Annotated in this window: 20 protein-coding genes and 1 tRNA gene; 7 read left to right on the forward strand and 14 right to left on the reverse strand. The window is 63.9% G+C overall.

Annotated elements, in window-relative coordinates; all coding sequences use genetic code 11:
- The first annotated feature begins 30 nt into the window (after nt 1–30).
- A complete protein-coding gene (locus tag HOP03_11045) occupies nt 31–2,226 on the forward strand; it encodes a hypothetical protein (protein ID NOT88708.1) in 2,196 nt (731 codons plus the stop codon).
- Between the two features lie 629 nt (nt 2,227–2,855).
- On the opposite strand, the gene HOP03_11050 is transcribed toward HOP03_11045, so the two are convergent.
- The 3 genes from HOP03_11050 to HOP03_11060 all read right to left on the reverse strand — a co-directional run bounded on the left by HOP03_11050 (nt 2,856) and on the right by HOP03_11060 (nt 8,973).
- Nucleotides 2,856–3,899, reverse strand: coding sequence for a virulence RhuM family protein (locus tag HOP03_11050; GenBank protein ID NOT88709.1), 1,044 nt, complete (start codon nt 3,897–3,899; stop codon nt 2,856–2,858).
- Nucleotides 3,900–4,050: 151 nt separating this feature from the next.
- A complete protein-coding gene (locus HOP03_11055; protein NOT88710.1) occupies nt 4,051–6,831 on the reverse strand; it encodes a DEAD/DEAH box helicase family protein in 2,781 nt (926 codons plus the stop codon).
- An 84-nt stretch (nt 6,832–6,915) separates the two neighbouring features.
- Nucleotides 6,916–8,973 (reverse strand): site-specific DNA-methyltransferase, encoded by a 2,058-nt coding sequence (locus HOP03_11060; protein NOT88711.1) that lies wholly within the window; start codon nt 8,971–8,973, stop codon nt 6,916–6,918.
- A gap of 35 nt (nt 8,974–9,008) precedes the next feature.
- On the opposite strand from HOP03_11060, the gene HOP03_11065 reads away from it, so the two are divergent.
- Nucleotides 9,009–9,365, forward strand: a complete 357-nt coding sequence (locus tag HOP03_11065; GenBank protein NOT88712.1) for a hypothetical protein — start codon at nt 9,009–9,011, stop codon at nt 9,363–9,365.
- Here HOP03_11065 and HOP03_11070 read toward each other — a convergent pair.
- Both HOP03_11070 and rnd read right to left on the reverse strand, forming a co-directional pair.
- Nucleotides 9,336–9,411 (reverse strand) — tRNA-Ala (locus HOP03_11070). The genes HOP03_11065 and HOP03_11070 overlap by 30 nt on opposite strands.
- Before the next feature lie 31 nt (nt 9,412–9,442).
- Nucleotides 9,443–10,558, reverse strand: a complete 1,116-nt coding sequence (rnd, locus tag HOP03_11075) for a ribonuclease D (GenBank protein ID NOT88713.1) — start codon at nt 10,556–10,558, stop codon at nt 9,443–9,445.
- Nucleotides 10,559–10,682: 124 nt separating this feature from the next.
- On the opposite strand from rnd, the gene HOP03_11080 reads away from it, so the two are divergent.
- Genes HOP03_11080 through HOP03_11090 form a run of 3 tightly spaced genes read left to right on the forward strand, consistent with a single transcriptional unit; the run spans nt 10,683 to nt 14,412 of the window.
- On the forward strand, nt 10,683–12,551 hold the full coding sequence (locus HOP03_11080) for an SUMF1/EgtB/PvdO family nonheme iron enzyme (protein ID NOT88714.1): 1,869 nt from the start codon (nt 10,683–10,685) through the stop codon (nt 12,549–12,551).
- A 27-nt stretch (nt 12,552–12,578) separates the two neighbouring features.
- Entirely contained in the window at nt 12,579–13,475 is an 897-nt protein-coding gene (locus HOP03_11085; protein ID NOT88715.1) for a M48 family metallopeptidase, read from the forward strand.
- Nucleotides 13,476–13,488: 13 nt separating this feature from the next.
- Entirely contained in the window at nt 13,489–14,412 is a 924-nt protein-coding gene (locus HOP03_11090; GenBank protein ID NOT88716.1) for a hypothetical protein, read from the forward strand.
- Between the two features lie 290 nt (nt 14,413–14,702).
- Here HOP03_11090 and HOP03_11095 read toward each other — a convergent pair whose 3' ends face one another.
- The 7 genes from HOP03_11095 to gluQRS form a co-directional block, all read right to left on the reverse strand.
- Nucleotides 14,703–14,876, reverse strand: a complete 174-nt coding sequence (locus HOP03_11095; protein NOT88717.1) for a hypothetical protein — start codon at nt 14,874–14,876, stop codon at nt 14,703–14,705.
- 140 nt (nt 14,877–15,016) lie between these two features.
- Nucleotides 15,017–15,538, reverse strand: a complete 522-nt coding sequence (locus tag HOP03_11100; GenBank protein ID NOT88718.1) for a DUF1311 domain-containing protein — start codon at nt 15,536–15,538, stop codon at nt 15,017–15,019.
- A gap of 48 nt (nt 15,539–15,586) precedes the next feature.
- The gene (locus HOP03_11105; protein ID NOT88719.1) at nt 15,587–16,171 is read right to left on the reverse strand and encodes a hypothetical protein; all 585 of its coding nucleotides are present in this window, start codon (nt 16,169–16,171) and stop codon (nt 15,587–15,589) included.
- A 70-nt stretch (nt 16,172–16,241) separates the two neighbouring features.
- Nucleotides 16,242–16,982 (reverse strand): acetoacetyl-CoA reductase, encoded by a 741-nt coding sequence (phbB, locus tag HOP03_11110; GenBank protein NOT88720.1) that lies wholly within the window; start codon nt 16,980–16,982, stop codon nt 16,242–16,244.
- 87 nt (nt 16,983–17,069) lie between these two features.
- Nucleotides 17,070–17,573 carry a polyhydroxyalkanoate synthesis repressor PhaR gene (gene phaR / locus HOP03_11115; protein ID NOT88721.1) on the reverse strand — a complete coding sequence of 168 codons (504 nt, stop codon included), beginning with the start codon at nt 17,571–17,573 and terminating at the stop codon, nt 17,070–17,072.
- 212 nt (nt 17,574–17,785) lie between these two features.
- Nucleotides 17,786–18,526, reverse strand: coding sequence for a beta-ketoacyl-ACP reductase (locus HOP03_11120; protein ID NOT88722.1), 741 nt, complete (start codon nt 18,524–18,526; stop codon nt 17,786–17,788).
- A gap of 114 nt (nt 18,527–18,640) precedes the next feature.
- A complete protein-coding gene (gene gluQRS, locus HOP03_11125) occupies nt 18,641–19,549 on the reverse strand; it encodes a tRNA glutamyl-Q(34) synthetase GluQRS (protein ID NOT88723.1) in 909 nt (302 codons plus the stop codon).
- A gap of 134 nt (nt 19,550–19,683) precedes the next feature.
- On the opposite strand from gluQRS, the gene htpX reads away from it, so the two are divergent.
- The gene (gene htpX / locus HOP03_11130; GenBank protein NOT88724.1) at nt 19,684–20,589 is read left to right on the forward strand and encodes a protease HtpX; all 906 of its coding nucleotides are present in this window, start codon (nt 19,684–19,686) and stop codon (nt 20,587–20,589) included.
- An 86-nt stretch (nt 20,590–20,675) separates the two neighbouring features.
- Here the strand turns inward: htpX and HOP03_11135 are convergent, their stop codons facing one another.
- Together HOP03_11135 and epmB are read right to left on the reverse strand one after the other, a co-directional pair.
- On the reverse strand, nt 20,676–22,760 hold the full coding sequence (locus HOP03_11135; protein NOT88725.1) for an EAL domain-containing protein: 2,085 nt from the start codon (nt 22,758–22,760) through the stop codon (nt 20,676–20,678).
- Nucleotides 22,761–22,784: 24 nt separating this feature from the next.
- Complete coding sequence (epmB, locus tag HOP03_11140; GenBank protein NOT88726.1) at nt 22,785–23,885, reverse strand: EF-P beta-lysylation protein EpmB; 1,101 nt, start codon at nt 23,883–23,885, stop codon at nt 22,785–22,787.
- Between the two features lie 142 nt (nt 23,886–24,027).
- Here epmB and efp point away from each other — a divergent pair, with 142 nt between their 5' ends.
- Nucleotides 24,028–24,594: an elongation factor P gene (gene efp / locus HOP03_11145; protein ID NOT88727.1), complete on the forward strand. Its 567-nt coding sequence runs from the start codon at nt 24,028–24,030 to the stop codon at nt 24,592–24,594.
- Nucleotides 24,595–24,841 lie beyond the last annotated feature (247 nt).

Consider the following 24,841-nt stretch of genomic DNA (forward strand, 5'->3'; position numbering starts at 1 on the left):
GACTGTTCCCCTGCAGAGACCTATTTTCAGATGATCGAACGCCAGTTCAGAATCCGCCTTGCCTGCCTTTCGGCCGCGATCGCCATCGCCGTAGTTTCGCCATCGGCGATGGCGCAGATCTTCGACGATGTTTCGGTGGTCAAGTACCAGACCGATGCGACCCAGATCACGGTGCAGTTCAACGCGAAGGTCAGGTTCAAGCGCGCCGTCGTTTCTTCGACCAACGATCTGGTCACGATCTATTTCGAAATCGCAGGCCTGACCGGCGACGGCAGATCGGTGTTCGAAGAATCGCGGAAATGGGACGATTCCGGCCTGTCGCCTCCGTTCCAGATGCGTTATTTCAGCGAAGCCAATCAGCCGACCGAAAAACGCCTCGAAATCTCCTTCAAATCGCCGGTGCAGGGCGTGCAGGCAGGCCCCGGCATCGACGAACAGAGTTTCGTTCTCACGATGAAGCGGCCGGTCGTCGCCGAGGAAACGCCGCCGCCGAAAAAGGAAGAACGCGGCGCGCCAACCTTGCCGCCTTCGGCGATACCACCCGCGACGGTCGTGTCGACGCCGCTGACCGAATCCGACCAGGCGCAGGCGCTGCTCCTCACGACCGCCCGCGACGCGGTGCAGCGCGAGGATTACGAGGGCGCGATCGCCGAGCTCAACAAGCTGTTGAACATGCCGCCGGGCGCATATTCGCAGGACGCCCAGGAGTTGATCGGGTTCGCCCGTGAGCGTCTCGGCGAAACCGCGCGCGCGCAAGCGGAATACGAGCTCTACCTCAAGATCTACCCGGACGCGCCGGGCGCGGCGCGCGTGAAGGCGAGAATCGCCGCGCTGTCCACCATCGCGCCGCCGGAGCCGGTCGCAACGGCAGGCGACAAGCCGCGCGTGAGGAAGCCGGTCACTTCGACATGGGGCGGCATCTCGCAGTATTACTACGGCGGCAAGTCGAAGATCCGCGACGAATTCACGACCACCGACCCGATCAGCGGCGCGACCCAGATCGACACGCAATCGCTCAGCACCACCGACCAGTCGTCGATCGTCACCGACGTCAACTACAACCTGCGGCATCGCCGCGGCGCCTGGGATACCCGCGTCACCCTGCGCGATACCTTCCGCCACAGTTTCATTCCCGACCAGCCGAGCCGTAATCGCCTGTCTTCGGCGTACGTCGATCTGAAGCACGAGACCAGCCGTTTCGCGACCCGGATCGGTCGGCAGACCGCCACCAGCGGCGGCGTGCTCGGGCGTTTCGACGGCGCGGTGGCCAGTATCGGTCTGGGCACCGACAAGGTGCGCGGCGGCGTGGAAGTCGGCAAGCTGATCGAACCCGGTCTTGGCGGCGACAAGCGCTTCTACGGCGCGACGATGGATGCGGACCATATCTTCGACAAGATCGGCCTGGGTATCTTCGGAATCCAGCAGGACGCATCCGGTGATCTGGACCGGCGTGCGGTCGGCGGCGAGTTCCGTTACTTCGCCGACAACCGCTCGGTGTTCGGGCTCGTCGATTACGACGTGTTCTTCAAGAAGCTCAATGTCGCGTCGGTGCAGGGCAATTTCGGCTGGGGCAGGAAATTCAGCGTCAATTTCCTCTACGACTACCGTCGTTCCCCCAGCCTGCAGATGACCAATGCGCTGCTCGGCCAGCCCGAAACCAACCTGCAACAGCTGTCGCAGACGATGACCCAGGAACAGATCAAGCAGCAGGCCATCGGCCTGACGCCGATCGCGCGGTCTTCGTCGCTGGGCGTCACCGTGACGCTCTCGCCGAAATGGCAGGTGGCGGCGGACTATCGTCTTTCCAGCGTGACCGGCACCATCGCCACCGCGACCCTGCCGGCGAGCGAGCCGACCGGCGACATCAAGACGTTGAGCGCACAGGTGATCGGCACCGGCGTCTTTTCGCCGTCCGATGTCTTCATCGTCAACACCAACTACCTCACCAGCCGCGCCTACAACGCCTGGTTGCTCGGCCTGTCGACGCGCGTGAAAGTGGGAGAGGCCTGGGTCATCGAGCCGGGCATCAAGTACTACATCCAGGACAACGCGGCCGGCTCCACATCCAAGCGCCTGTCCCCGGTCGGCAGATTCGCCTACCGGCGCACCGAGCACCTGAGCTTCGAGGCCGAATTCAATCTCGAAAAAACCAGGACCGAGGCGGATACCAGTTCGGAAGATCTGCTGTCGCTGTTCTACTACCTCGGTTATCGCTACGACTTCTGAGTCTTCGCGCAGGCGCATTGCCGGCCCAACCGATGCCGCAACAACGAAAAGCCGAAGCGCGAGCTTCGGCTTTTCGCGTTGCCCTCTTGTAGGAGCGGCGCAAGCCGCGAAGCCCTTGCCCCTGTAGGAGCGACGGAAGTCGCGACGCTTTTGGCTCCTGTAGGAGCGGCGCAAGCCGCGATGCCCTTGGCTTCTGCGGGAGCGGCGGTAGCCGCGAAGCCCTTGCCCCTGTAGGAGCGACGGCTTCCACCAACCGGATGGTTGGTCAAGTCGCGACACAACCCCGCCGCTGCGACATCCGCCCCGGAAACCGGAGACCCAATGCCGTCCCTTCTCCCCGCCTCGCGGGGAGAAGGTGGCCGAAGGCCGGATGAGGGGCGCTCTTCGTACAGCCACCACGAAATAACCGGATTGTCGCTTCGCAACCAACGCGCAATGTCACTGCGTTGTCACGTCTTCTGCACCGACGACGGCAACCCCGCCGCTACATCGCGGAACGCGGCCAATGCAGCTTCCAGATGGTCGATGATCTCCTGCTGCAGCACGTCCGGCGGCGGCGGGTCGTCCAAGTTGTCAGGTTGTCGGCTTATTCAAGGACATTGGGCAACCAGCGGTGGCCCAATAGCCGCTCATGTCTTCGGCTTGTCTGGCTTGGTCAGGGTTTTGGCTGCATCTTCCAGTGCCCGCACATTGAATGCTGCGCCCTCTGCTTCCAACAACGCCCGGCGCTGGGCGGCGAACTGCTCGTACTGCTCTTCCGCATGGGCGTCCGCCTGCTTCTTCGCTACCTGGCCCGCGCCGTCCAGCACCGCGCGTTCGTTGAACGTCAGGAAGGCATCGAGTCTTTCGGCCCAATCCGTCAGGAACACCTCTTTGCGGCGAAGCGCCTGATCCTCTGCGAAATCCAGCCACATCGTCACGATCCGGTTCAGTTCGCCGATCTCCGGTTCGTGCAGATAGTTTTTGGCCACGGTCACATCGGCCTTCTGCACGCTACCCGACTTCCATGTGGTCAGGCCCATGTTCGGGCTGCGGCTGTCTGCGCGCTCGGCGATCAGTTCGGCGGCTGTCTTGCCGGTCACGGCGAAATGCAGCTTGTTCTGGATGAACCGGAAGAACTTCGTCGTCTCGGGCAGCGTGGGCGAATAATCGGCCGCCATCGCGAAGATCTCGCGCACCCGCAGGTACATCCGCCGTTCGCTGGCGCGGATGTCGCGGATACGCGCCAGCAACTCGTCGAAGCGGTCTGGCACGGCCGACCCGGGCACGGGCGGGTTCTTCAGGCGCTCATCGTCCAGCGTGAAGCCCTTGACCAGATACTCGCGCAGCCGCTCGGTGGCCCAGCGGCGGAATTGGGTGCCGCGCGGGGAGCGCACCCGGTAGCCCACGGCCAGGATGGCGTCCAGGCTGTAATGGGCTACCCGGTACTGCTTGCCGTCGGCGGCAGTTGTCAACCATTGGTTGACAACTGAATCGGGGGCCAGCTCGCCCTCGGCGAAAATCGCCTTCAGGTGTTTGGCGATGTTCTGTTTGCTGGTCTGGAACAGCGCGGCCATGCCGGACTGCGGCAGCCACAGCGTGTCGGCCACGAACCGGCATTCCACGCGGGTGCGGCCGTCTTCGGTGTCGTAGAGCAGGAATTCTCCGGGCTGTGGCTGCAGGTCATGGCTCATGGCGCGCTGTCCAGAAAAGCGAGTGCGGCGGATTCGGAGTCCAGAGATTGATCGGGCGGCGCGCGCCGGCCTGACTCATTCATGAGGTGCTCCACCATCGGTTGCGATGTCGATTTCTGGAACAGCGGTCGCCCCATTGCAAGCGCACGTATCAGCCCACCAACTGTTCAAGCGTGCTCACCACCTTGAACTGCACCTGCTCGAAATTCTTGAAGTGCCGCTTGCCGCACTCGATGCGCAGGTCTTCAATCGGTCTCAGCAGGCCCAACTGCACATGATCGCCGTCGCCGGTCTTCTTGGTTTCGGCCACGAAGTAGAGCGTTGTGTCGTTGCGGTACGCTACTGCCCAATCGGGGTTGTAGGGTCCGACCGGGGTTTCGATCTTGAACCAGTGCGGTAGCTTGATGTAGAACAGCACGTCGGCATTGTCCTCGCATGCTTGCGCAAAGGCGCGCTCCGGCCCCGAATTGGAGTCGATGACGATGTGCGAAAACAGCGTCTTCTGTTGCTGCTCGACGGCGCGAACATTGGACGCGAACACCTCCATTAAATCGTCGTGCTCAAAGCGACGCATTTCGTAGACGGCATCGTCCAGTTTCGCGTACTTCACCCCGCTGTCATCCGAGCCGTCGCCATAGACCAGGAACTCGCGTTTGACCGCATTGATGATCTCTGAAGCCTGGTCGATGAATGCCTGCGGGTTGTTGACCGCATCATTCAAGCGACTTGATTCAAGAAGAATCCGCGCAACGGTCGACTTCGCCAATCCCGTTTTTGCCTGTACTTGGCTGACGAAATCCGGCATCACGTATTTGGCTTCTACGGCCCGCGTGCGGTATCCGGTCTGCTTGCCAGTCACCCCATCCGCATTGATGGCGATCTCTGCACGGATCAGGGCAATCTTCGGGCGCTCGATGGCGGCCATTTTCGACTTGATACGACTGGCGGCCTTGGCAATCAGCTCGCTGGTCTGATAGGTCACGCTGTAGCGGGTGCGTGCCCGTATGCGCTCCCATAACGCGAGAAACTGCGGGTCGGTCTCGAAGCCTTTCTTCAAGCGAACAGTGACCTTGTCGCGCTCGTTCTGCACCATCTCGCGTTTGAATCTCACACCCGCCTCGACCATTTCGGTCTGCAACTGGTTGGCGAAGTCTTCATAGCTCTCGTTGGCGATCACGGTCAGCCGGTTGATGGCTGGGTCGCGCACGCGCTCGCCCTGTTGATTCACGGCGAGTCGCAGGCCGCGCCCGATCTCCTGCCGTTTCTTGATCTCTGAACTGGATTCGGCCAGCGTGCAAATCTGGAAGACGTTCGGGTTGTCCCATCCCTCGCGCAGTGCGGAGTGGCTGAAGATGAAAGCCAGCGGCTCATCAAGGCCCAGCAAGCGCTCCTTGTCGCGCATGATGAGTTCAAAGGCGCCGGCCTCAGCGTCCGCATTGGTCTTGCCGGTCAGCGTCTCGAACGGCGATATCGCTCGTTTATCCTGGGAAAAATAGCCGTTGTGCACTGCCGGTGCATGTGCGGTCAGCAGACCTGCGAACTCTTGCATGCCTTGATATTGCGCATAGATGTCCTCGAACCATTCCGCAAATTTGCCTTTGGACGTGGTGCCGTCTTCGCCATACACCCGATAGTTCGCGACCCGGTCGATGAAGAAGACAGATAGCACCTTGATGCCCATCGGATGCAGCTTTTTCGCCTTCTCGAAATGGCGGCGCACCGTTGCCTCGATCTGCAAGCGGAGAATCGCGTCGGTCAACGCACCATGCGGGCGACCGATGGACACGCGCACATCGTTGGCGAAGGTGACAAAGCCTTCGCCTGCATCGATCTCGTTGACAATGAAACCATTGCGATAGATTTCGCGCTGGTTGGACAGTGCATACAGGTCGTCGCCGTTCTTTACCGCCACTGATTTCTTTGCCGGGCCGCTGGCTTGATTGATCCAGATCGATAATTTTGCCGACACGCTACGCTTGGCGGTTTTGAACCCGTCCAGTTCGATGAACGCCTGGTTGGCATCCTGCAGCTCAACGACCGAATCCACGCCGATCTGCTTGACCAGCCCCAGCTCATACGCGCGCACCGGATCGAGCGAATAGATCAGGTTGTAGGCGTTGCGGTGCGTGGCCGAATAACGCAGCGTGCACAGCGGATTGAGCCTGGAAATTGCCCGTTTGCGAATATCGGTTTCCAGATTCTGCGGTTCGTCCAGAATGACGACGGGATTCGACGCCTGGATGAACTCGATCGGCCTGACACCCGCCTCACGCATCTGGTTGATGACGTTGCCCTTTGCCTTCTTCGTGGTTTTTCCGCCTGCGGTATCATCGCCGGCTTCGCTCGAATCCTTGGCGAAGGCGTCGATGTTGATGACCAGAATTTGAATCGCGTCGGACAATGCGAAATTGCGAAGCTGGTGCACCTTGCCCGAGTCGTACACCATGAACTCCATGCGCTCGTAGCCGTAGAGCGTCTGGAAGTGCTCGCGAGTGATCTTGAGACTGGACAGGACACCCTCGCGGATCGCTACCGATGGCACCACAATCACGAATTTCTTGAAACCGTAGGTCTTGGAGAGTTCGTGAATCGTGCGCAGGTAGACGTAAGTCTTGCCGGTGCCGGTTTCCATCTCCACCGTGAAGTTGGGGAAGCTGCCTATAGGCGTACCGTTGTCCAAGGCCATCGTTGCCAGAGCGTTCGACGCCTCAATGCCGTGCGCCGCCTGCACCACGTGCAGGTTGGCAAGCCATTGTGCATCGTCGATCACGCGCTGGTTGGCAATGCCCATTTCGGTCAGCGCCAAACTGGACAGCGTGTCGTCCCGCGCCACAGCGGTTTGCGACGCATCCGGTTGCCCTGCGAACAGGGACACCACGGCGCGGATCGCATCGAGCTGATATTCCTGATGCGCGTCGAATTGCAGTTTCATCGCGCATATCCCTGTGTTCGATTCTTCGCGCGCGCTATTGCGCGTGCAGATATTCTGTCTTGATCGTTTGTCATCTGCATGACCTCACAGACAGGTGAAGCGGACGCCCGCATCGCGGCACTGCAAGTCCAGATTGGTCTTGAGCATGTCCGAATCATTGAACACACCGTCGATGACGATGATCTCACGCGGCTTCATGTCCACCAGCGGCACGATCATGGTCTCGGTGAACGACTCCAATACGAACAGCATGCTGCGGTCGTGGATGGCGAACACCTTGCCGCCCGCGACGTCCAGCGGCTCGATGGATGTGGTCAATTCCTGTCCGAATTTCAGCAGCAGCTCGTACAGCATGTCTTCGAGAGCTGCGCCCTGTTTCTCTGATTTTGCGAACATCTGGATCTGACCGGCCAGTTGTTCGGCAGTGTCGATGCCATCGCCGCGCCATTGCTTGAAGTTCGAGGGCGTCAGCAGAAAAGATTTGAAACCCAGGTCCTCAGGAATGGGAGATACCAAGTCGGAAGCTTCGCCAAGTTGCGCAACGACACGCGCGATGCGCTCTCTGCTCAATGCAGCAATGGTCGGGTATCCGGCTTTCAGCGCTGCGCTTTTCTCCTCGCATGGCTCTGGAATCTGTACGGCCAGCACACGCCGATTGCCGCCTTCCCGCGCATTCAAGGCAAGCACTGCTTCTGCGGTACTTGCGGAACCGGCAAAAAAATCCACCACCAGGCCATTGTCATCGTCACCCATGCAATAGCGAATGAGCCGCGCCAGGACTTCATGGTCCTTGGGGTTGTTGAACAGTTTTCCCCCCATCAGTTTTCGCAAATACTTTACGGAGACTTGGGATTGCTTGTATAGAACGCTTCCGAGCACCTGAAGACCGATCTCGTCATCGGAGACTTCTTCGTCATCGAAATCGGTCCCTTGTTCGTCGGATAGTTCATCGGGGACGGGAATCAGATGGGCTTTGCGGAATGGCGGTTCCGAGTGGTCGTCACGAAACACAACCAGTCCAAGTCTGATCTGACGCTGCATCTCTTCGGGACTTGAGTAAATCCAACCTCGTTCGGGGATTTTGCAGGGCTTTTTCGTAACAGGGTGCAGAACGTCATAGCGTGGTCCACCGCCGCCCGGCCATGAAATGTCGCGGTCGCGCCATGGCCCCCACTTGTCCACCCATTTGTGGCGGCTCAGTTTTTTCGACGGATGCGAATCGGGGAGCGATCTGTACCATTCACGGAGCGCCTGCTGTTGCGCTTCGTAATCGGCATCCCCGTGTTTGGTTTTCAGTGCGCGCCACTGTTCAACAATTTCCTTGGCTCCCGGTTTCGGCTCGCGCCAAATCACGTTTTCTTCTTTCAGCTTCATCATGCTGCGCGCGTAGATAAGCAGATATTCGTGACCGACGGAAACGAGTTTGGCGTCGTTCTTTCGTCCCTTTTCCCAGACCATCTGCGCAATCAAGTTCTCGGGGCCGAAGACCTCATCCATGAGCAACTTGAGATTGGCAGCCTCGTTGTCATCGATGGACACCAAGATCACGCCATCCTCGCGCAGCAGATTGCGTGCGATATACAAGCGAGGCAGCATCATCGACAGCCAGTTGCTGTGGTAGTGACCGCTCTCCCTGCTGTTCTTGCGGAAGAAGCCTTCGCGCATCAAGGTGCCATCGTCGGCCAGATCGTTGATGCGCCTGAGGTAGTCCTCTTTGCTTTCCTGGAAGCGATCCGGATAGATGAAACTGTCGGAGCCGGTGTTGTAGGGCGGATCGATGTAGACGAGTTTGACCTTGCCGAAGTAGGCCTTCTGCAGCACCTTGAGCACTTCCAGGTTCTCGCCTTCGATGAACACGTGCTGCGCCTGATCGAAGTTCACCGATTTGTCGCGCTCGGGCCGCAGCGTGGCGGTGGATGGCGTTTGCAGCACCTTGTAGGCGTCGCTCTTGCCTGCCCAGGTCAGCCCATAGCGCTCGCCGCCTTCGATGACAGCGCTTTCGCCCAGCGCACGTTTGAGTGCGGCCAGATCGAGCTTGCCTTCAGAGAAGGCTTCAGGGATGAGGGCAGCCAGCTGCGCGCGGCGAGCGTCGGCAGGGTTCGGTGATTCAGCCGACGGGGTATCGCTTTGTGGATCGCTCATTGTCTGTCCTGTGCTTTTCGACAACCAATTGACGATTGCAGTCCTCATGCGCCGCCGGCGCGAGCATCGTTGCGCCGGTAGAAACCCTGCAATCGGCAATCGATACAGCATTGATGTGCTGCTGGTCGTACATCTTGCCAGCCGCAGCGGGTTCGGTCGATTGGCAGCGCAAAAGGATGCATCTGATTGACATCGGTGGCTGCGTGCGGCCTGAGTTTTGGTCTGATGCGCGAAAAGCGCCCCTCATCCGGCCTTCGGCCACCTTCTCCCCGCTGTGCGGGGAGAAGGGATTGCTTGCGGGCGGCGGCGTTCAGCCAAACAAAAAAGCCGAAGCATGCGCTTCGGCTTTTTCTTTCGTCGAATGGTGGAGCGGAGGGGGATCGAACCCCTGACCTCCACGATGCGAACGTGGCGCTCTCCCAGCTGAGCTACCGCCCCATTCGACGTGCGGCAAGTATACGGAGGCCGATCAACCGCCGCCAGTCGGGGCCGGCAGCGAGGCGAGGATCGGCGCCAGCCGGGTTTCGAGTTGGGCGCGGCGCCAGCCGGAGAGGGCGCCGGGCCAGTCTTCGCCGTCCTGCAGGGCTTCGATCCAGCGTCGCGAGGCCAGTACGCCATCGGGCAGCGCCAGTTCGGCGCTGCGTTCGGCCACCGCCTGCTGCAGTTTCTTGTAGGCGTTGCGGTCGCGGTCGTCGCCGCGTGCGGGGGGCAGGTCGTTTTCGTCGGCCAGTGGGGTGTGCAGGGCGTCGAGCACCTGGTCGGCGAGCTTGCGCGGCGCCTTGGGTTGGCCGTCGAACATCGACTGCAGTTGGGACAGGTCGCGCGGCGGCGTGCGCGCCAGCGATTGCGCCAGTTCGTTGTCGAGAATCCAGGTGCGTGGGCGGTCGTGGTCGCGGGCGTAGGCGTCGCGCCAGCGCAGCAGCCGCAGCAGGCGGATCTGGCCGTCGCGGTCGAGGAACTGCGCCGAGCGCATGCCCAGGTGCGGCCAGCGCTCGCCGTCGTCCTGCGCGGCGTTGGCCAACATCCGTGCGCAGTCTTCTTCCAGCCACGCGGTGCGCTGCAGGGCGTCGAGGCGTTCGCACAGCGTGCGGTGCAGGGCGTCGAGATGGCGCACGTCGTCGGCGGCGTAGTGCAGCTGCGACGCCGACAGCGGCCGGCGCAGCCAGTCGGAGCGGGTTTCGCCCTTGTCGACCGTGACCCCGAGCAGGTCCTGCAGTACGCGCTGATAGCCCAGCCCCGCGCCCACGCCGCACAGGGCGGCGGCGATCTGGGTGTCGAACAGCGGCTGCGGCAGGGCGTTGCAGAAGTACTTCAGCGCGATCAGGTCTTCGCTGGCGCTGTGCATGACCTTGAGGATGCGGGTATCGGAGAGCAGCTGCGCCAGTGCATCGACCATGCCCGGCAGCAGCGGGTCGACCAGCAGGATGCCGTCGTCCGGCAGCGCGTCGCCGCCCGCGATCTGCACCAGCGCCAGCTGCGGCCAGTAGGTGCGCTCGCGGACGAACTCGGTGTCCATGCCGATGCTGGGCGGTGCGGCGGCGATGAGGGCATGCAGCGGTGCGGGGTCGGTGATCCAGTGCGGCACGGGCTCGGTTCGTGAATGGCGGGCCGCTATGCTACCGGAGTGCGGTCCGGGTCATCGTGCAGTGCCGACGATGCGATAAGGTGACGGCCGCACACGAAGACCACATTCGGAGCGGAGATTGGCGCTGCGCGCGACACGACAGGCATGGGCGGCAGGCGTCATCGCGACGCTGGTCCTGCTGTGCGCCTGCGATCGCGACGGCGGCAAGGCGGCGACCGGACAGGGCGGCCAGACCCCGCAGCGCCAGGCCGACGGCACGGTCACGGTCAGCGGCGACGACGCCATCGCCGAACGCCTGACCTGGCGCAGCCCGGAGATCGTGCTGGCCGATGCCGATGTTCCAGCGGCACGCAAACGCGCCGCCGCTGCGCTCGCCGAAGGCCGGCTCTACGAGGATGCCGAGGCCGCGATTCCGCTGTATCTCGCGCTGCTGGCGCGCGATCCCGGGGACGCCAAGGCGAAGACCGGGCTGTCCCGCGCGCTGACGCGGCTGGCCAAGGCCGGCAAGGACGCGCTGGCGGCCTCCGGCGACGATGCGGAGGCGCTGCGCCGCGCGCATGCGGTGGGTGCGGTGATGCGCAGCGTCGGTATCGAACGGGTGGAGGGCGGCGCGGATCACCTCGTCCAGGTCGACCGTGCCGACCGTCTGTGGGAATTGAACGAAGCAGGCGAGCAGGCGTTGGCCCAGGGTCGCCTCGGCGAAGCGGGCGAGGGCGCGTTGCCCTTGTTCCAGCAGGCGCTGGCGCTGGAACCCGGGCAGCCGCGCGCGTCGCAGGGCGTCGCGGCGGTCGAAAGCGGACTGATCCGGCGCGCGGAGGATGCGGCCGAAACCGGCGATTTCGATGCCGCCAAACGCTGGCTCGCGAAAGCGGGGGCGGTGCGGCCGGGCATCGGCACGCTCGATGTCGGGCACGAACGCGTGGAGGCGATCCGGCGCGCGCGCATCGCCCGGCTGCGCGATGAGGGCATGGCCCTGTTGCTGCAGCCGAACCGTCCGAATCATCTGCCGTGGGCGCGGCAGCGACTGGCGGAAATCCTGCGCATCGCCGCGCCCGGCGATCCGCAGGCCGCCGAGTTGCGCAATCGGATCGATCGGGCCACCCACTACGGCCTGCAGCGCCCCGGCCAGCGGTTCACCGATGCGCTCGACGGCGGCGGACGCGGCCCGGAAATGGTGGTGGTGCCGCACGGCGGTTTCCGCATGGGCGCGCGCGATGCCGAGCCCGATGCCAGCGGTTCCGAGCGCCCGTCGCGCTATGTGCGTTTCGATCGCGGCTTCGCCATCGCCCGCACCGAAGTGACGGTCGGCCAATTCCGCCGTTTCGTGCTGGCCAGCGACTATCGTCCGCGCGCGCTGCGTCGCGGCCACTCGATGGTCTACGACGAGCGCGGCGGCAACTTCGTGCATCGCAGCGGCGTGGACTGGCGACACGATCATCTTGGCCGCCCCGCCGCCGACGACATGCCGGTGCTGCACGTCAGCGCCAAGGATGCCGAGGCCTACGCGCGCTGGTTGTCGGAAGCCAGCCGCCAGCGCTACCGGCTGCCCAGCGAGGCCGAGTTCGAATACGCGCTGCGCGCCGGCGCACCCGGGCGTTACCCGTGGGGCGACCGCCCGCCCACGCGCGGCACCGGCAACCTCACCGGCGGCGGCGACCGCTCGCCTGCGGGCCGCAGTTGGGGCAATGCGTTCGTCGGTTACGGCGATGGTTTCTGGGGCCCGGCGCCGGTCGCGCGGTTCCGCGCCAACGCCTTCGATATCCACGATCTCGAAGGCAATGTCCGCGAGTGGGTCGCGGATTGCTGGCATGATGGCTACCGTCGCGCGCCGACCCAGGGCGAGGCTTGGGTGAATCCCGGTTGCCGCACCCGCGTGGTCCGCGGCGGTGCCTGGTCCAACGCGCCCGCGCAGACCCGCGCGGCGTGGCGCAGCCAGGCGGAGGCGGATGCGACGAATGCGCTGACCGGGTTCCGGGTGGTCAGAGAACTTTAGGCCGCAGGCCTGCGAGGGCAAGTAACGATGCGACAGAATCCTTTCGGCAACCAGCAACAGCAGGGCTACGGTGGGCAGCGCAAACGCGGCATCAATCCGCGTTTCATCATCCTGCTGCTGTTCGCGGGCTACGCGGCGTACTACTGGGTGTCGAACCGGCAGGTCGATCCGTACACCGGCGAGAAGGTGCTGATCGACGGCAGCATCTCGATCGATCAGGAAAAGGCGATGGGCCTGCAGGCCTACGAGGACATCCTGTCGAAGGAACGACCGGTCGATCCCAATTCGCAGATCGCGCAGCAGGTGCGCGAGATCGCCAAGCGCCTGATCGCCAAGGTGCCGGAAGTCGAAGCGCAGATGGCGGCCGACAGCGGCAACACGCCCAACAAGGTGTGGGAAACCTTCGACTGGGATGTGAACGTGATCCAGTCCGACCAGGCCAATGCGTTCTGTCTGCCCGGCGGCAAGATGGCGGTGTACACCGGCCTGATTCCGGTCGCGCAGAACGCCGATGCGGTGGCGGTGGTGATGGGCCACGAAATCGCGCACGCATTGCTGCGCCACGGCGCGCAGCGCATGTCGCAGCAGAAGCTCGGACAGCTCGGGCAGATGGCGGGCGCGATGAGCGGCATGGACCCGCAGTCGCAGCAGATGATGCAGGCGGCGATGGGTTACGGCTTCATGTTGCCGTATGCGCGCAAACACGAAACCCAGGCCGATGCCGTCGGTTTGATGCTCGCGGCGGCAGCCTGCTTCAACCCGGAGGAATCGGTGCCGCTGTGGGAGCGCATGAGCGCGGCCAGCGGCGGCCGTGCGCCGGCGGAGTTTTCGTCCACGCATCCCAGTCCGGAAACCCGCATCCGCGATCTGCAGGCGCTGATGCCCAAGGCGATGGAATACAAGCAGAAATTCTGCCGCCAATGATGCCGACGCGGCATTGAACGCCAGCGTGCGGCGCACCGGCGTGCTGGCGAAGCTTCTCCGGGCCGGTATCGTCGCGGTTTCGGTGTATTGCGGCGGCTGCGCGACGGACGCCGCTCCCGACGCGCCGGTGTCGTATCTGTACGCCGACCCGCGGCCGGTCACGATCGAAGGCTACGACGGCGACGCGATGGAGCCGTTCCTCGCGCGCGACGGCCGCTATCTGTTCTTCAACAATTCGAACCATCCCTCCGTCGATACGAACCTGCACTACGCGGAGCGGATCGACGACCTGCGGTTCGGCTATCGGGGCGAAGTGCGCGGCGCGAATACGACCGCGCTGGACGCGGTCGCGACGATGGACCGCCACGGCGTGTTTTATTTCGTGTCGTTGCGCGACCACGACAAAACCTTCCATTCGATCTTTCGCGGCGAGTTCCGCGACGGCGCGCTGTCCGGCGTCGAGCCGGTGCGCGGAATCTCCAGAAAAAAGTCCATGTACATCAATTTCGATCTCGACATCAGCCCTGATGGCGAGCGCATGTATGTGGTCGATGGCCGCTTCGATCTGCTGTGGGTGCTCGGGCCGAAAGCCGCCGACATCGTTGTGGCGGATCGGCATGGCGACGGTTTCGTCATCTCGCCCGACAGCGCCGCAGCGCTGGGCAACGTCAACACCGATGTGCTGGAGTACGCGCCGTGTATTTCTGCGGACGGGAGAACGCTGTTGCTCACGCGCATGCGCAGAGGGCTCGGCGCGCAGCCGGCGATCTACGTGGCGCAACGCGAAGACCCCACGCAGCCGTTCGGCCCCGCTCGACGGCTTGCCGCGTTGGAAGGCTTCGTTGAAGCAACCACATTCTCCGTCGACGAGCGCGCGATCTATTACCACAGGAAAGTCGACGACCGTTTCAAGCTGTTCAGAGCGACGAAACGCTGACGCACCGCACCTGCAGAAGCGCAACACCACGTAGCCCGCTTCCCGCGTAGCGGGAGGCGGGAAAGCCGCCGCGAATTCCATCGATAGGGTGCGCGTGTCGCGCACCGACGCAGGGAGACCGGGCTTTTGTAGGAGCGGCTTTAGCCGCGAAGCCCGTTTTTTTTCAGCGATCACTTCGATCGCAATCATGGCGCTGTCTGCTGCATTTTTCGGGTTGCGCGAATTTCCGCGGCTGATGCGCTGCGGGCTTCGCGGCTAAAGCCGCTCCTACAAAAGCAGCGCCGTCAGGATTACAGGCTCTTGAACACGGTCGACAAGAGCAGCAGCACGAATGCGGTCGCCAGCAGCCAGAACGCATTCGGTGAGGCGACGCCGAGATAGCCGAGTTTGCCGGCGATACCGGCGCTGCCCAGCAGCAGCGAGACGAGCCATGCGGCGGTGCTGGGCGGGGTGAGCTTGATCATGATGTCGCTGCCGGATGGATGTCGTCGTGAAGAATGTCGATGTTCGCTCCTCCCCTTGCGCATCGCGCAGGGGGAGGTTGGGAGGGGGGTGCCCAGTACCCCGATACCTTCGTCGCGCGATCGATGCTGGGCCAGGACCGCTATTCGATACCGTACTTGCGGATAGTGGCTTCGAATTCCGAAATGCGCCATTCGTAATGCTGGGCCATGCAATCCAGCATTTCCGGAGTTTGTCCGTTTCCGTTGAGATTCAGCGCCATGCCCACTTCGCAATCTGCGGATGCGAACGTCTCCCAGGCGCTTTGGGCCTTGGTGAACGATGCTTTTGCGCTTTTGTAGTCCGCAGAGTCGTCGCCGGGTCGATCGAGCCATGTCTCGATCGCTTTTTTCCGCGCATCCAATGTGCCTTGCAGCGATTCGAGGTCGTGACTGCGGCAAATCGTGTAATCGACGTGTCCGCTGGCTTCGGCGCATTTGATAATGGCCATCGTACCGTCGTCGTGTTCGTAGCAGAGCATGCCGTCGGGCAGCGTCTGCGAAGCCGTGCAGGCATCACCGGATTGGATCGCTGCGGCTCCGGCACCCTGCGAAGGCGCCTGTGCGGCCTGCGCATGGCCGGCGAAGAGAAGTGTCGAACACATCAGTAGAGTCAAGCGGATCATGAATGCCTCGTTGCGTGAGCGATGTTGAATGATTCCAGCGTGAAGAATCTATACGCCGTACATGATCGAATACGTGCAGTTGCCGTTCTCGCAAGTCAGTTTTTCCACGATCGCTTCGCCTTCATACAGGACCGTTCCCGCTATCGGCCTGGTGACTTCGCCGTTGGATTTCGATATCCAATAGCTTTCTGCGCGCGACAATGCCTCGGTCGCAGTGGCTTTGAACCGCATGCGTTGCCCGCTGAGGGTGATTTCATGATCCTGGTCCCAGTAGGTCTGGGTGTACGAAAGTTCAGCGACAGGATAGCCGAGCCAGTTCAAGGCTTTGGGCCGGATGTCGATCGTGGTCGTGTGCTCCCACGCATCTGGTGTCCGGCCGCTCACAACGCATTTGACGCGAGCGCGCGACACGAATCGAGCAAGCGCTGTCGGCGCGGGCACGGATTTTCGGGACGAGCGGGTACAGCTTTGTTGAAGCGAGGCAATCCATTCGTCGTACCGGGAAGAATCGGAATACGCCAGGTCGAGCGCCGCATCCGGTGTTCGTGCTGCGGAGGCGTTGAAAAACACTGCGCCAAGCGCCGCGAGAGATAGCGCGCTTCGCGAAATGGACGTGGGTTTTCTACGATTCATGATGCAGCCTCGATGTCTTGCGGAAGCGAATTTCTTTGCGATCCGCTTTTTGTGAGGAGAAACGCCCGACTCAGAAACTCATGAACATCCCGCCATTCACCGGAATGTTCGCGCCGGTGATGAAGCCGGCGTCGTCGGCGGTGAGGAATTCCACGGTACGCGCGATTTCCGAGGGTTTGCCGAGGCGGCCCACCGGTACTTTCTCGACGATGCCGGCGCGGATGTCTTCGGGGATGGCCATCACCAGCGCGGTTTCGCAGTAACCCGGGGACACCGAGTTCACGGTCACGCCCTTGCGCGCGACTTCGCGTGCCAGCGCCATCGTGAAGCCATGCATGCCGGCTTTCGCGGCGGAATAGTTGGTCTGCCCGAACTGGCCGGTCTGGCCGTTGACCGAACTGATGTTGACGATGCGCCCGAAGCCGCGCGCCATCATCCCGTCGACCGCGTGCCGGCACATGTTGAACACGCTGTCGAGATTGACGTTCATCACCGCATCCCACTGCACTTTGTCCATCTTGCGCAGGGTGCCGTCGCGGGTGATGCCGGCGGCGTTGACGAGGATGTCGAACGAGCCGTGCGCGGTTTCGATCTTGCGCGCCAGCGCGGCGCAGCTGTCGAAATCGCCGGCGTCCAGCGCCTCGAAATGGATGTCGAGGCCGGCGACGTCATGTTCGAATTCGGCGATGCGTTCGGCGCGCGCGCCGAGGTCGGCGGCGACGACGGTGCGACCCGCGCGGGCGAGCGTTTTGCAGATTTCGGTGCCGAGCCCGCCGATACCGCCGGTCACGACGGCTACACGCTTGTTCATGGGTCTGTTTCCTTGAAAACGTTCATGGCCGCGCCGCGCGCAGCCGACGCCGTGCGCGGCGATGCCGCGCCATCGATCCACCGGGGGTCAATCGTCGCGCGCCGACTTGCTGGTGGCGGGCTTCTCTTTGGGCTTCGTCGAAGCGCTGCGGCCCATCGCGCCGATCAGGTTGTGCTGGAACTCGCGCCACAACTCGAGATTGCGCTCGGTGAGCTGGTTCATCATCGTCCAGGGCGTCTGGCCGATCATGCCGCCCATCTGTTGCCGGAACTGTTGCTGCTGGTCGAGGAAGATCTGCATCGAGCGTTCGAGGTAGTTGCCCATGAAGCCCTGCAGCGAATCTCCGTAGAAACGGATGATGTGGCTGAGCAACTGCGTGGACAGCATCGGCTCGCCGTCCTGCTCGTGCTCGGCGATGATCTGCAGCAGCACTTGACGGGTCAGATCGTCTCCGGACTTGGCGTCGCGGACCTCGAAGTCTTCGCCGTCCACGATCAGCTGCCGTACGTCCTCGATCGTGATGTAGCTGGAGATCTTGGTGTCGTAGAGACGGCGGTTCGGATACTTCTTGATGATCCGTGAAGCTGGCATGGAGCCTTTACTCTAGAGGACTACAGTCGGCGAGCATGGCGCAGCCGGCGGCGGCTTGCAACTCGCCGCCCCGGGGCCGCCTTCCGGCGCTTCCGGCCTGAAGGGAAATGCCCGTTAAAAACGTTTTCAACCATGGGCATGAACCGCCATGCGCACACCGAGCGCACAACAGCCCCTCCTGGCACGCATGTGCCGGAGGGGTTGGCGTGGGCTCACCAGCCCATGTGATGGCCGCCGTTGATGTCCAGATTGGAGCCGGTGATCCAGCTCGCCTGTTCATCGGCGAGGAAGGCCACGCCGTAGGCGATTTCCTCCGGAGTGCCGAGGCGGCCGGTGGGAATGTCGGCCACGATCTTGGCGCGGACGTCTTCCGGCACGGCCATGACCATGTCGGTGGCGATGTAGCCGGGGGAGATCGTGTTCACGGTCACGCCGAGTTTGGCGTTCTCGCGCGCCAGCGAAATGGTGAAGCCGTGCATACCGGCCTTGGCCGCAGCGTAGTTGGCCTGGCCGTATTGGCCCTTGAGGCCGTTGATCGAGCTGATCTGGATGACCCGGCCCCATTTGCGGTGGCGCATGCCGTCGATCACCGGGCGGGTGACGTTGAACACCGAATTGAGATTGGTGTTGATCACGTCCTGCCACTGGATCGCGGTCATCCGGTGGAAGGTGCCATCGCGGGTGATGCCGGCGTTGTTGATCAGGATATCGATCGGCCCGAGTTGGCGTTCCACCTCGCGCACCATCGCTTCGGCTTCCTCGGGAGAACTCACGTCGCCCTTGGCCAGCGCGATGTCGTAGCCCTGCGCTTTCAGGTCGGCCTGCCAGGCCTTCGCTTTTTCTTCGTTGCGATAGTTGGTGGCGACCTTGTGGCCCATGTCGGCCAGGCGCTTGCAGATGGCGGTGCCGATGCCGCCGGTGCCGCCGGTGACCAGTGCGACGCGTGTTGTCATGCCGTTCTCCCGTCCCAAAGTTAAGTGTGCGTGGCGACTGCCGTCGGGTCTTGCGCCCGGCTGGCAGTTCGGTTGGTTGCGATTCGATGCGTGCCGCTTCTCTCTGTTCCGATTCTATGCGTCCCGGATTGCGCTGCCATTGTGCAGTGCGGCGAAGTCGATCGGTTTGCGCGGAATCAGACGCGGATCGAATGCCACCATCGCTCGCGAGAGCGTGCGCCCGACGCTGCCCGGACCGTCCAACCCGTCCGGCCGCTGCCCCAGGGCCCGCCATGCCAGCCGCAGCGCCGGCAGCGGGTCGTCGCCGTCCACCGGCAGCGCCGCCACCGATTTCGAGAGCTTCGCGCCGTGCGCGTCGACGATCAGCGGCAGGTGCGTGTAGGCGGGTGTCGGCAGTTCCAGCGCGCGCTGCAGCAGGATCTGTCGCGGAGTGGAGTCGAGCAGATCGGCGCCACGGACGACATGGGTGATGCCCTGTTCGGCATCGTCGACCACGACCGCGAGCTGGTAGGCCCAGAAGCCGTCGGCGCGCAGCAGCACGACATCGCCCACGTCTGCGGCCACGTCCTGGACGATGCGGCCGTGCAGGCCATCCTCGAAGGTCACGATACTGCCGTCCGCCACCCGCAGCCGGACCGCAGCTTCGGTGCGGGACCGGTGATCGCGGCAGGCGCGGTGGATACCGTCGGCGGCCGACAGATCGCTGCGGCTGCAATGGCAGGGGAAGGCCAGCCCATCCGCGAGCAGGCGGTCCAGGGCGGCGCGATACCGCGCATGGCGCTCGCTCTGGCGCACGACCGGCGCGTCGGAAACCAGCCCGAAGCCGGCGAGCGTGCGCAATTGCGCGTCGGCGGCGCCGACGACTTCGCGCGGGGGATCCAGATCCTCGATCCGTACCCACCATTCGCCGCCGGCGCGGCGGGCCATCAGCCAACTGCCGAATGCGGCGACCAGCGAACCGAAATGCAGCGGTCCGGTGGGCGAGGGCGCGAAACGGCCGCGATAAGGCGTGGCGTGAACCATGTCGGTCGAAGGCATCGAAACTGTCTGATGGCTGTCTGCGGTGGCGGTGCGATCGGCGATGCCGCTTGTGCCGTCGGGACCGGTCCCCACTGTACACGGGACCGCGATCTCCCCCTATCGCAACGGTGTCCGCCATGTTCAAACGCATCGCCCTGTTCCTTGCCACCAACCTCGCCGTACTGATGCTGCTCAGCGTCGTGATGGCGGTGTTCGGTATCGATCCGCGCAGCAACGCCGGCCTGCTGGTGATGGCCGCGATGTTCGGTTTCGGCGGCTCGATCATTTCGCTGCTGGTCTCGAAGTGGATCGCCAAGAAGACCACCGGCGCGCATGTCATCGGCGAACCGCGCAACGAAACCGAGCGCTGGCTGGTGCAGACCGTGCGCCGCCAGGCCGAAGCCGCCGGCATCGGCATGCCCGAGGTCGCGGTCTACGACGCGCCGGAGATCAACGCCTTCGCCACCGGTGCGAACCGAAACAACGCGCTGGTGGCCGTATCGACAGGTCTGCTGCGCGCGATGCAGCGCGACGAGGCCGAAGCGGTGCTCGCGCACGAAGTCAGCCACGTCGCCAACGGCGACATGGTGACGATGGCGCTGCTGCAGGGCGTGCTCAATACCTTCGTGATCGTGCTGGCGCGTCTGGTCGGCCGCGTCGTCGACGGCATGCTCGGCGGCCAGCGCGATGACGGCAGCGTCGGTATCGGGTATTACGCGGTGGTGTTCGTGCTCGACATGGTGTTCGGCGTGCTGGCCAGCGTGATCGCGATGTGGTTCTCGCGCTGGCGCGAGTTCCGCGCCGATGCCGGCGGCGCGCAGCTGGCCGGCCGTCACAAGATGATTGCGGCGCTGGAGCGCCTGTCCGCGACCTATGGCACCAGCACGCTGCCGAAGCAGGTGCAGGCGTTCGGGATCTCCGGCGGCGTCGGCCATGGGTTGCGCAGGCTGTTCCTCAGCCATCCGCCGCTGGAGGAGCGCATCGCGGCGTTGCGCAATGCGGCGCCCGTCGCGCTCGATGCACGCCGGAGCGTGGTCTCCTGAGTTCGATCGCCACCGGCTGGAATCGAAAAGCCCGCCTTTCGGCGGGCTTTTCGTTGGCGTCGCGAAAAAGATGACCGCGAAAAGGATTACTCGAAGTCGTAATTCATGTCGGGCCCGGCCGTGGCCAGGAAATGGCCTTCGACATAATCGACGCCGGCCGAGAACAGGATCGACATGCTCGCCGCGTCCTGCACGAATTCGGCGATGGTGAGGATGTCGAGGTCGCGGGCCCTGCGCGCGATGTCGCGCACGCGCTGCTGGCTTTCCGGATTCTTCGGGAGATCCTCGATGAAGCTGCGGTCGATCTTGAGCAACTGGGGCTGCACATGGGTCAGCAGTTGGAACGAATCGAGGCCGGCGCCGAACTGCTCCAGCCCCAGGCGGCAGCCGAACTGGTTCACCGCCGCCGCGAACTGCTGCACGGCATGCAGATGGGTGAAGACCTTGGCTTCCTGCAGTTGCAGGGCGAGGTATTCGCCGGAGGCGCCGCGCATCGCCAACTGCTCGCCGATGAAGACAGGCAGCGCGTCGCTGTGCAGCGAGGCCTGCGACACCTTGACCAGCAGCGTCACCGGTTTGCCGCCGTGTTCGCGCTGGGCGATCAGTTCGATCGCGCGCTCCACCACGTAACGGTCGATCAGTTCCAGCATGCCGTGGTCTTCGGCGATCTGCAGGAAGTTGCTGGGCGAAATCAGGTCGCCGTCGCCGCCTTCGAGCCGCAGGAAAGTGTCGTAGACCGGCTGGTTGTCGCCCTGCAGGTTGATGACCGGCTGGAAATGCAGGGCGAAGCGTTTCTGGTCGAGCGCTTCGCGCAGCCGCTCCACCCAGGCCTGGATGCGCTCGGTCTCGGCGCGGTCCACCGCGTTGGGGTCGAACAGTTCCAGGCGGTTGCCGCCGATGCCGGCCGCCGACTGCACGCCCTGGCTGGCTTTCGCGAGGACCTGACTGACGCTGGCGTTCTTCTCGCTGATCTGCACGCCGCCGATGCTGGCGGTGATCACGCTGGAGTGTTGGCCGATGGCGAAGACTTCGGCGGCGAAGGTGTTGCAGATGCGGGTCGCGAGCGTCGAGGTGGCGGCGTGGTCGCTGTTGCGCAGCAGGACCGCGAGGCTGTTCTCGGAGAAGCGCGCGGCGATCGCGTGTTCGTCGAGTTCGCTGCGCAAGCGGTCGGCGATCGCGGCCATGATGGTGTCGGCCGAGTCCAGGCCGATTTCATGCAGCAGGCGCTGGTAGTGGTCGGGTTCGATCAGGACCAGGCCGTGCTGGCTGCCGTTCTGGGCGGCATCGGCCACCGCGCTTTCCAGCGCGAGCAGGAAGGTCGGGCGATTGAGCAGGCCGGTGACCTGGTCGCGCTGGCGCAGTTCCTCGACCTTGCGGGCCAGTTCGGGGTCGGCCGTCTGTTCCTGGCGGCGGAAGATCACCTGCTGGCAGGCTTCGCCCTCGTACTGGGCCAGGGTGAATTCCATCACCGCCGGGAAGGCGTTGCCTTCGATATCGCGCGCTTCCAGCTCGTAGCGCGGCGGCGGCAGCTCGCCCTTGCTCATGCTCTTGAGCAGTTGCTTGAACTTGTCGAGGTACTTCGGACCGACCAGGTCGAGCAGCGACATGCCCTCGATATCCTCGAACGATTCGTAGCCGAACATGTCGAGGTAGGCGGCGTTGGCGCGGATGTGCATGCCTTCGTGCACATAGGCGATGGGTTCGCGCGAGGATTCGATCAGCGCGTCGCAGCGGCGCTCGGTTTCGCGCACCTGGGCTTCGAGCCGGCGCTGGGCGCGGCGCGCTTCGAGGTCGGCCCATTCGCGGCGCACGGTCGCCAGCAGTTGGGTCGGCTTGTGGCGCAGCGCCAGCGAACGGACGCTGCCGCCGAGCAGTTCGGAGAAGCTTTCGGTGTCCACGTCCGCGACGACCGCGACCAGTGGCGTGTCCTTGCCGCTGGTGGCGACCTGCTGCTGCACGTCGGCGAGCGGAATCGAGCGACAGGGATGCGCGGCCAGCACCAGATCGACCTGCTGGGCCAACAGCATGGTGGCGAGTTCGTCTGCGGTGGTCGGGCGCAAGGGGCGCACCGCGATGCCGGCGTTGCGCAGACCGGTCACGATACCTTCGGCTTCGTCGACGCTGTCATCCACCAGCATCAGACGCAGCGCGGGGTCCTGGCTTCTCGACATGCGTGGGCTCTCCGTGGGGTGCGGCTATGGTACGTGCTGAAGGCGCTCGATGCCGCTCCGACTTTGCGACAGCGGGCCCGTTCCAGACAACCGCACCGACAGCGGGCGCTTGCCCGGGTCGCCGGCCACTTCGCGCACCAGCTTCGGTACCAGATAGCCCGACAGCCGCGCCATCAGCGCCGCGTGCAGCGCCAGTGCGGTGTCGTCGTCGACCTCGAAATGCGCCGCACCCGCAACCCGATCCAGCTGGTGCAGGTAGTAGGGCAATGCGCCGGCGGCGAAGCCGCGCTCCGACAACGCGGCGAGCGCATCGACGCTGTCGTTGACGCCGCGCAGCAGCACCGCCTGGTTGAGCAGCGCGGCACCGGAGGCGCGCAGCCGCGACAGTGCGGCATCGACGGTGGCATCGAATTCGTTGGCGTGGTTGGCGTGGATCACCACCACGGTCGGCCAGGGCAGGGCGCGCAGCCACGCGACCAGTTCGGCATCGACCCGCTCCGGCAGCACCACCGGCAGCCGGGTATGGATGCGCAGGCGGCGCAGATGCGGAATCGTCGCCAGCTGCGCGGTCAGTTCGGCCAGTTTCGACGTGCTCAGCGACAGTGGATCGCCGCCGGAAAGGATCACCTCGTCGATGTCGGCGTCGGCGCGGATCGCGTCCACCGCCTCGCGCCACTGCCCGGCGGCAGCGGTTTCTTCGGCGTAGGGAAAATGGCGGCGGAAGCAGTAGCGGCAATGCACCGCGCAGCTGCCGGTGGCGATCAGCAGCGCCCGCCCGCGATATTTGTGGATGACCCCGGTCGCGGCCTTGGCCGCCGCATCGCCGACGGCGTCCAGACCGTAGCCCGGCATCGGCCGCAATTCTTCATCCAGCGGCAGGATCTGGCGCAGCAGCGGGTCGTGCGGGTCGCCATGGCGCATCCGCGCCACGAACCCGCGCGGCACCCGCAGCGGGAATTGTCCTGCGGCTTCGGCGGACAACCCGGGCACCCGACCCGAAAGCCCGAGCAGGTCCAGCAACTCCCGCGGGTCGCGGATCGCATCCCGCCACAGCCGCTTCCAGCCCCCACCGGACAGGGCGGCGGCAGGGGTGGGCTGCAGGGCGGGGGAGGCTGCGGGTATCATTGGCGGTTCGGTGAGTGGCGTCATGCCGGAACGCAGCGGCGTTCCGGGGCCCAGCCTCCCATTCTAGCTGTCCACGGGTGCTGTCGACCCGGGGCGGACCCGCAGATCGCATCCACGCACATCACATCAGTCAGGAGCACCCATGGCCAGCCTGGGCATGAACGACGTCAAGAACGGCCAGAAAATCCTGGTCAACAACGATCCTTGCGTCATCACCGAGACCGAATACGTCAAGCCGGGCAAGGGCCAGGCCTTCACCCGCATCAAGTACCGCAACATCAAGTCGGGACGCGTGGTCGAAATGACCATGAAGGCCACCGACTCGCTGGAAGTGGCCGACGTGGTCGACACCGACATGCAGTTTCTCTACAACGACGGCGAATACTGGCACTTCATGAACCCGGAAAGCTTCGAGCAGGTGCAGGCCGACAAGGCCGGCATGGGCGGCGCCGAGAAATGGCTGAAGGGCGAGGAACAGTGCGTGGTGACGCTGTGGAACGGCACGCCGATCACCGTGCAGCCGCCGAATTTCGTCGAACTGAAGATCGTCGAGACCGACCCGGGCGTCCGTGGCGACACCTCGGGCGGCGGCGGCAAGCCGGCGGTGCTGGAAACCGGCGCCGTGGTCCGCGTGCCGCTGTTCGTGAGCCAGGAAGAGATCATCAAGGTCGACACCCGCTCCGGCGAATACTTCAGCCGCGTGAAGTGATTGATTCGCGGAGGCCCGCGCAGCGGGCTCGTCGCGAATCGATCATCCCCGCGCAGGCGGGGATCCAGCTTCAAGAGTGTTTTCGCAGAGGCCCGCGCAGCGGGGCTCGTCGCGAATCGATCATCCCCGCGGTTTTCAACCGCCGGGCGCTGGTCAAACGGCGGGGGGCAAACGTTCCGTAAACCGGTTCCGGCGGGCTTCAAACCGTAGGAGCGACGGAAGTCGCGACGCTTTTGGCTTTTGCCCC

The organism is Lysobacter sp., assembly GCA_013141175.1.
Taxonomy (GTDB): domain Bacteria; phylum Pseudomonadota; class Gammaproteobacteria; order Xanthomonadales; family Xanthomonadaceae; genus Lysobacter_I.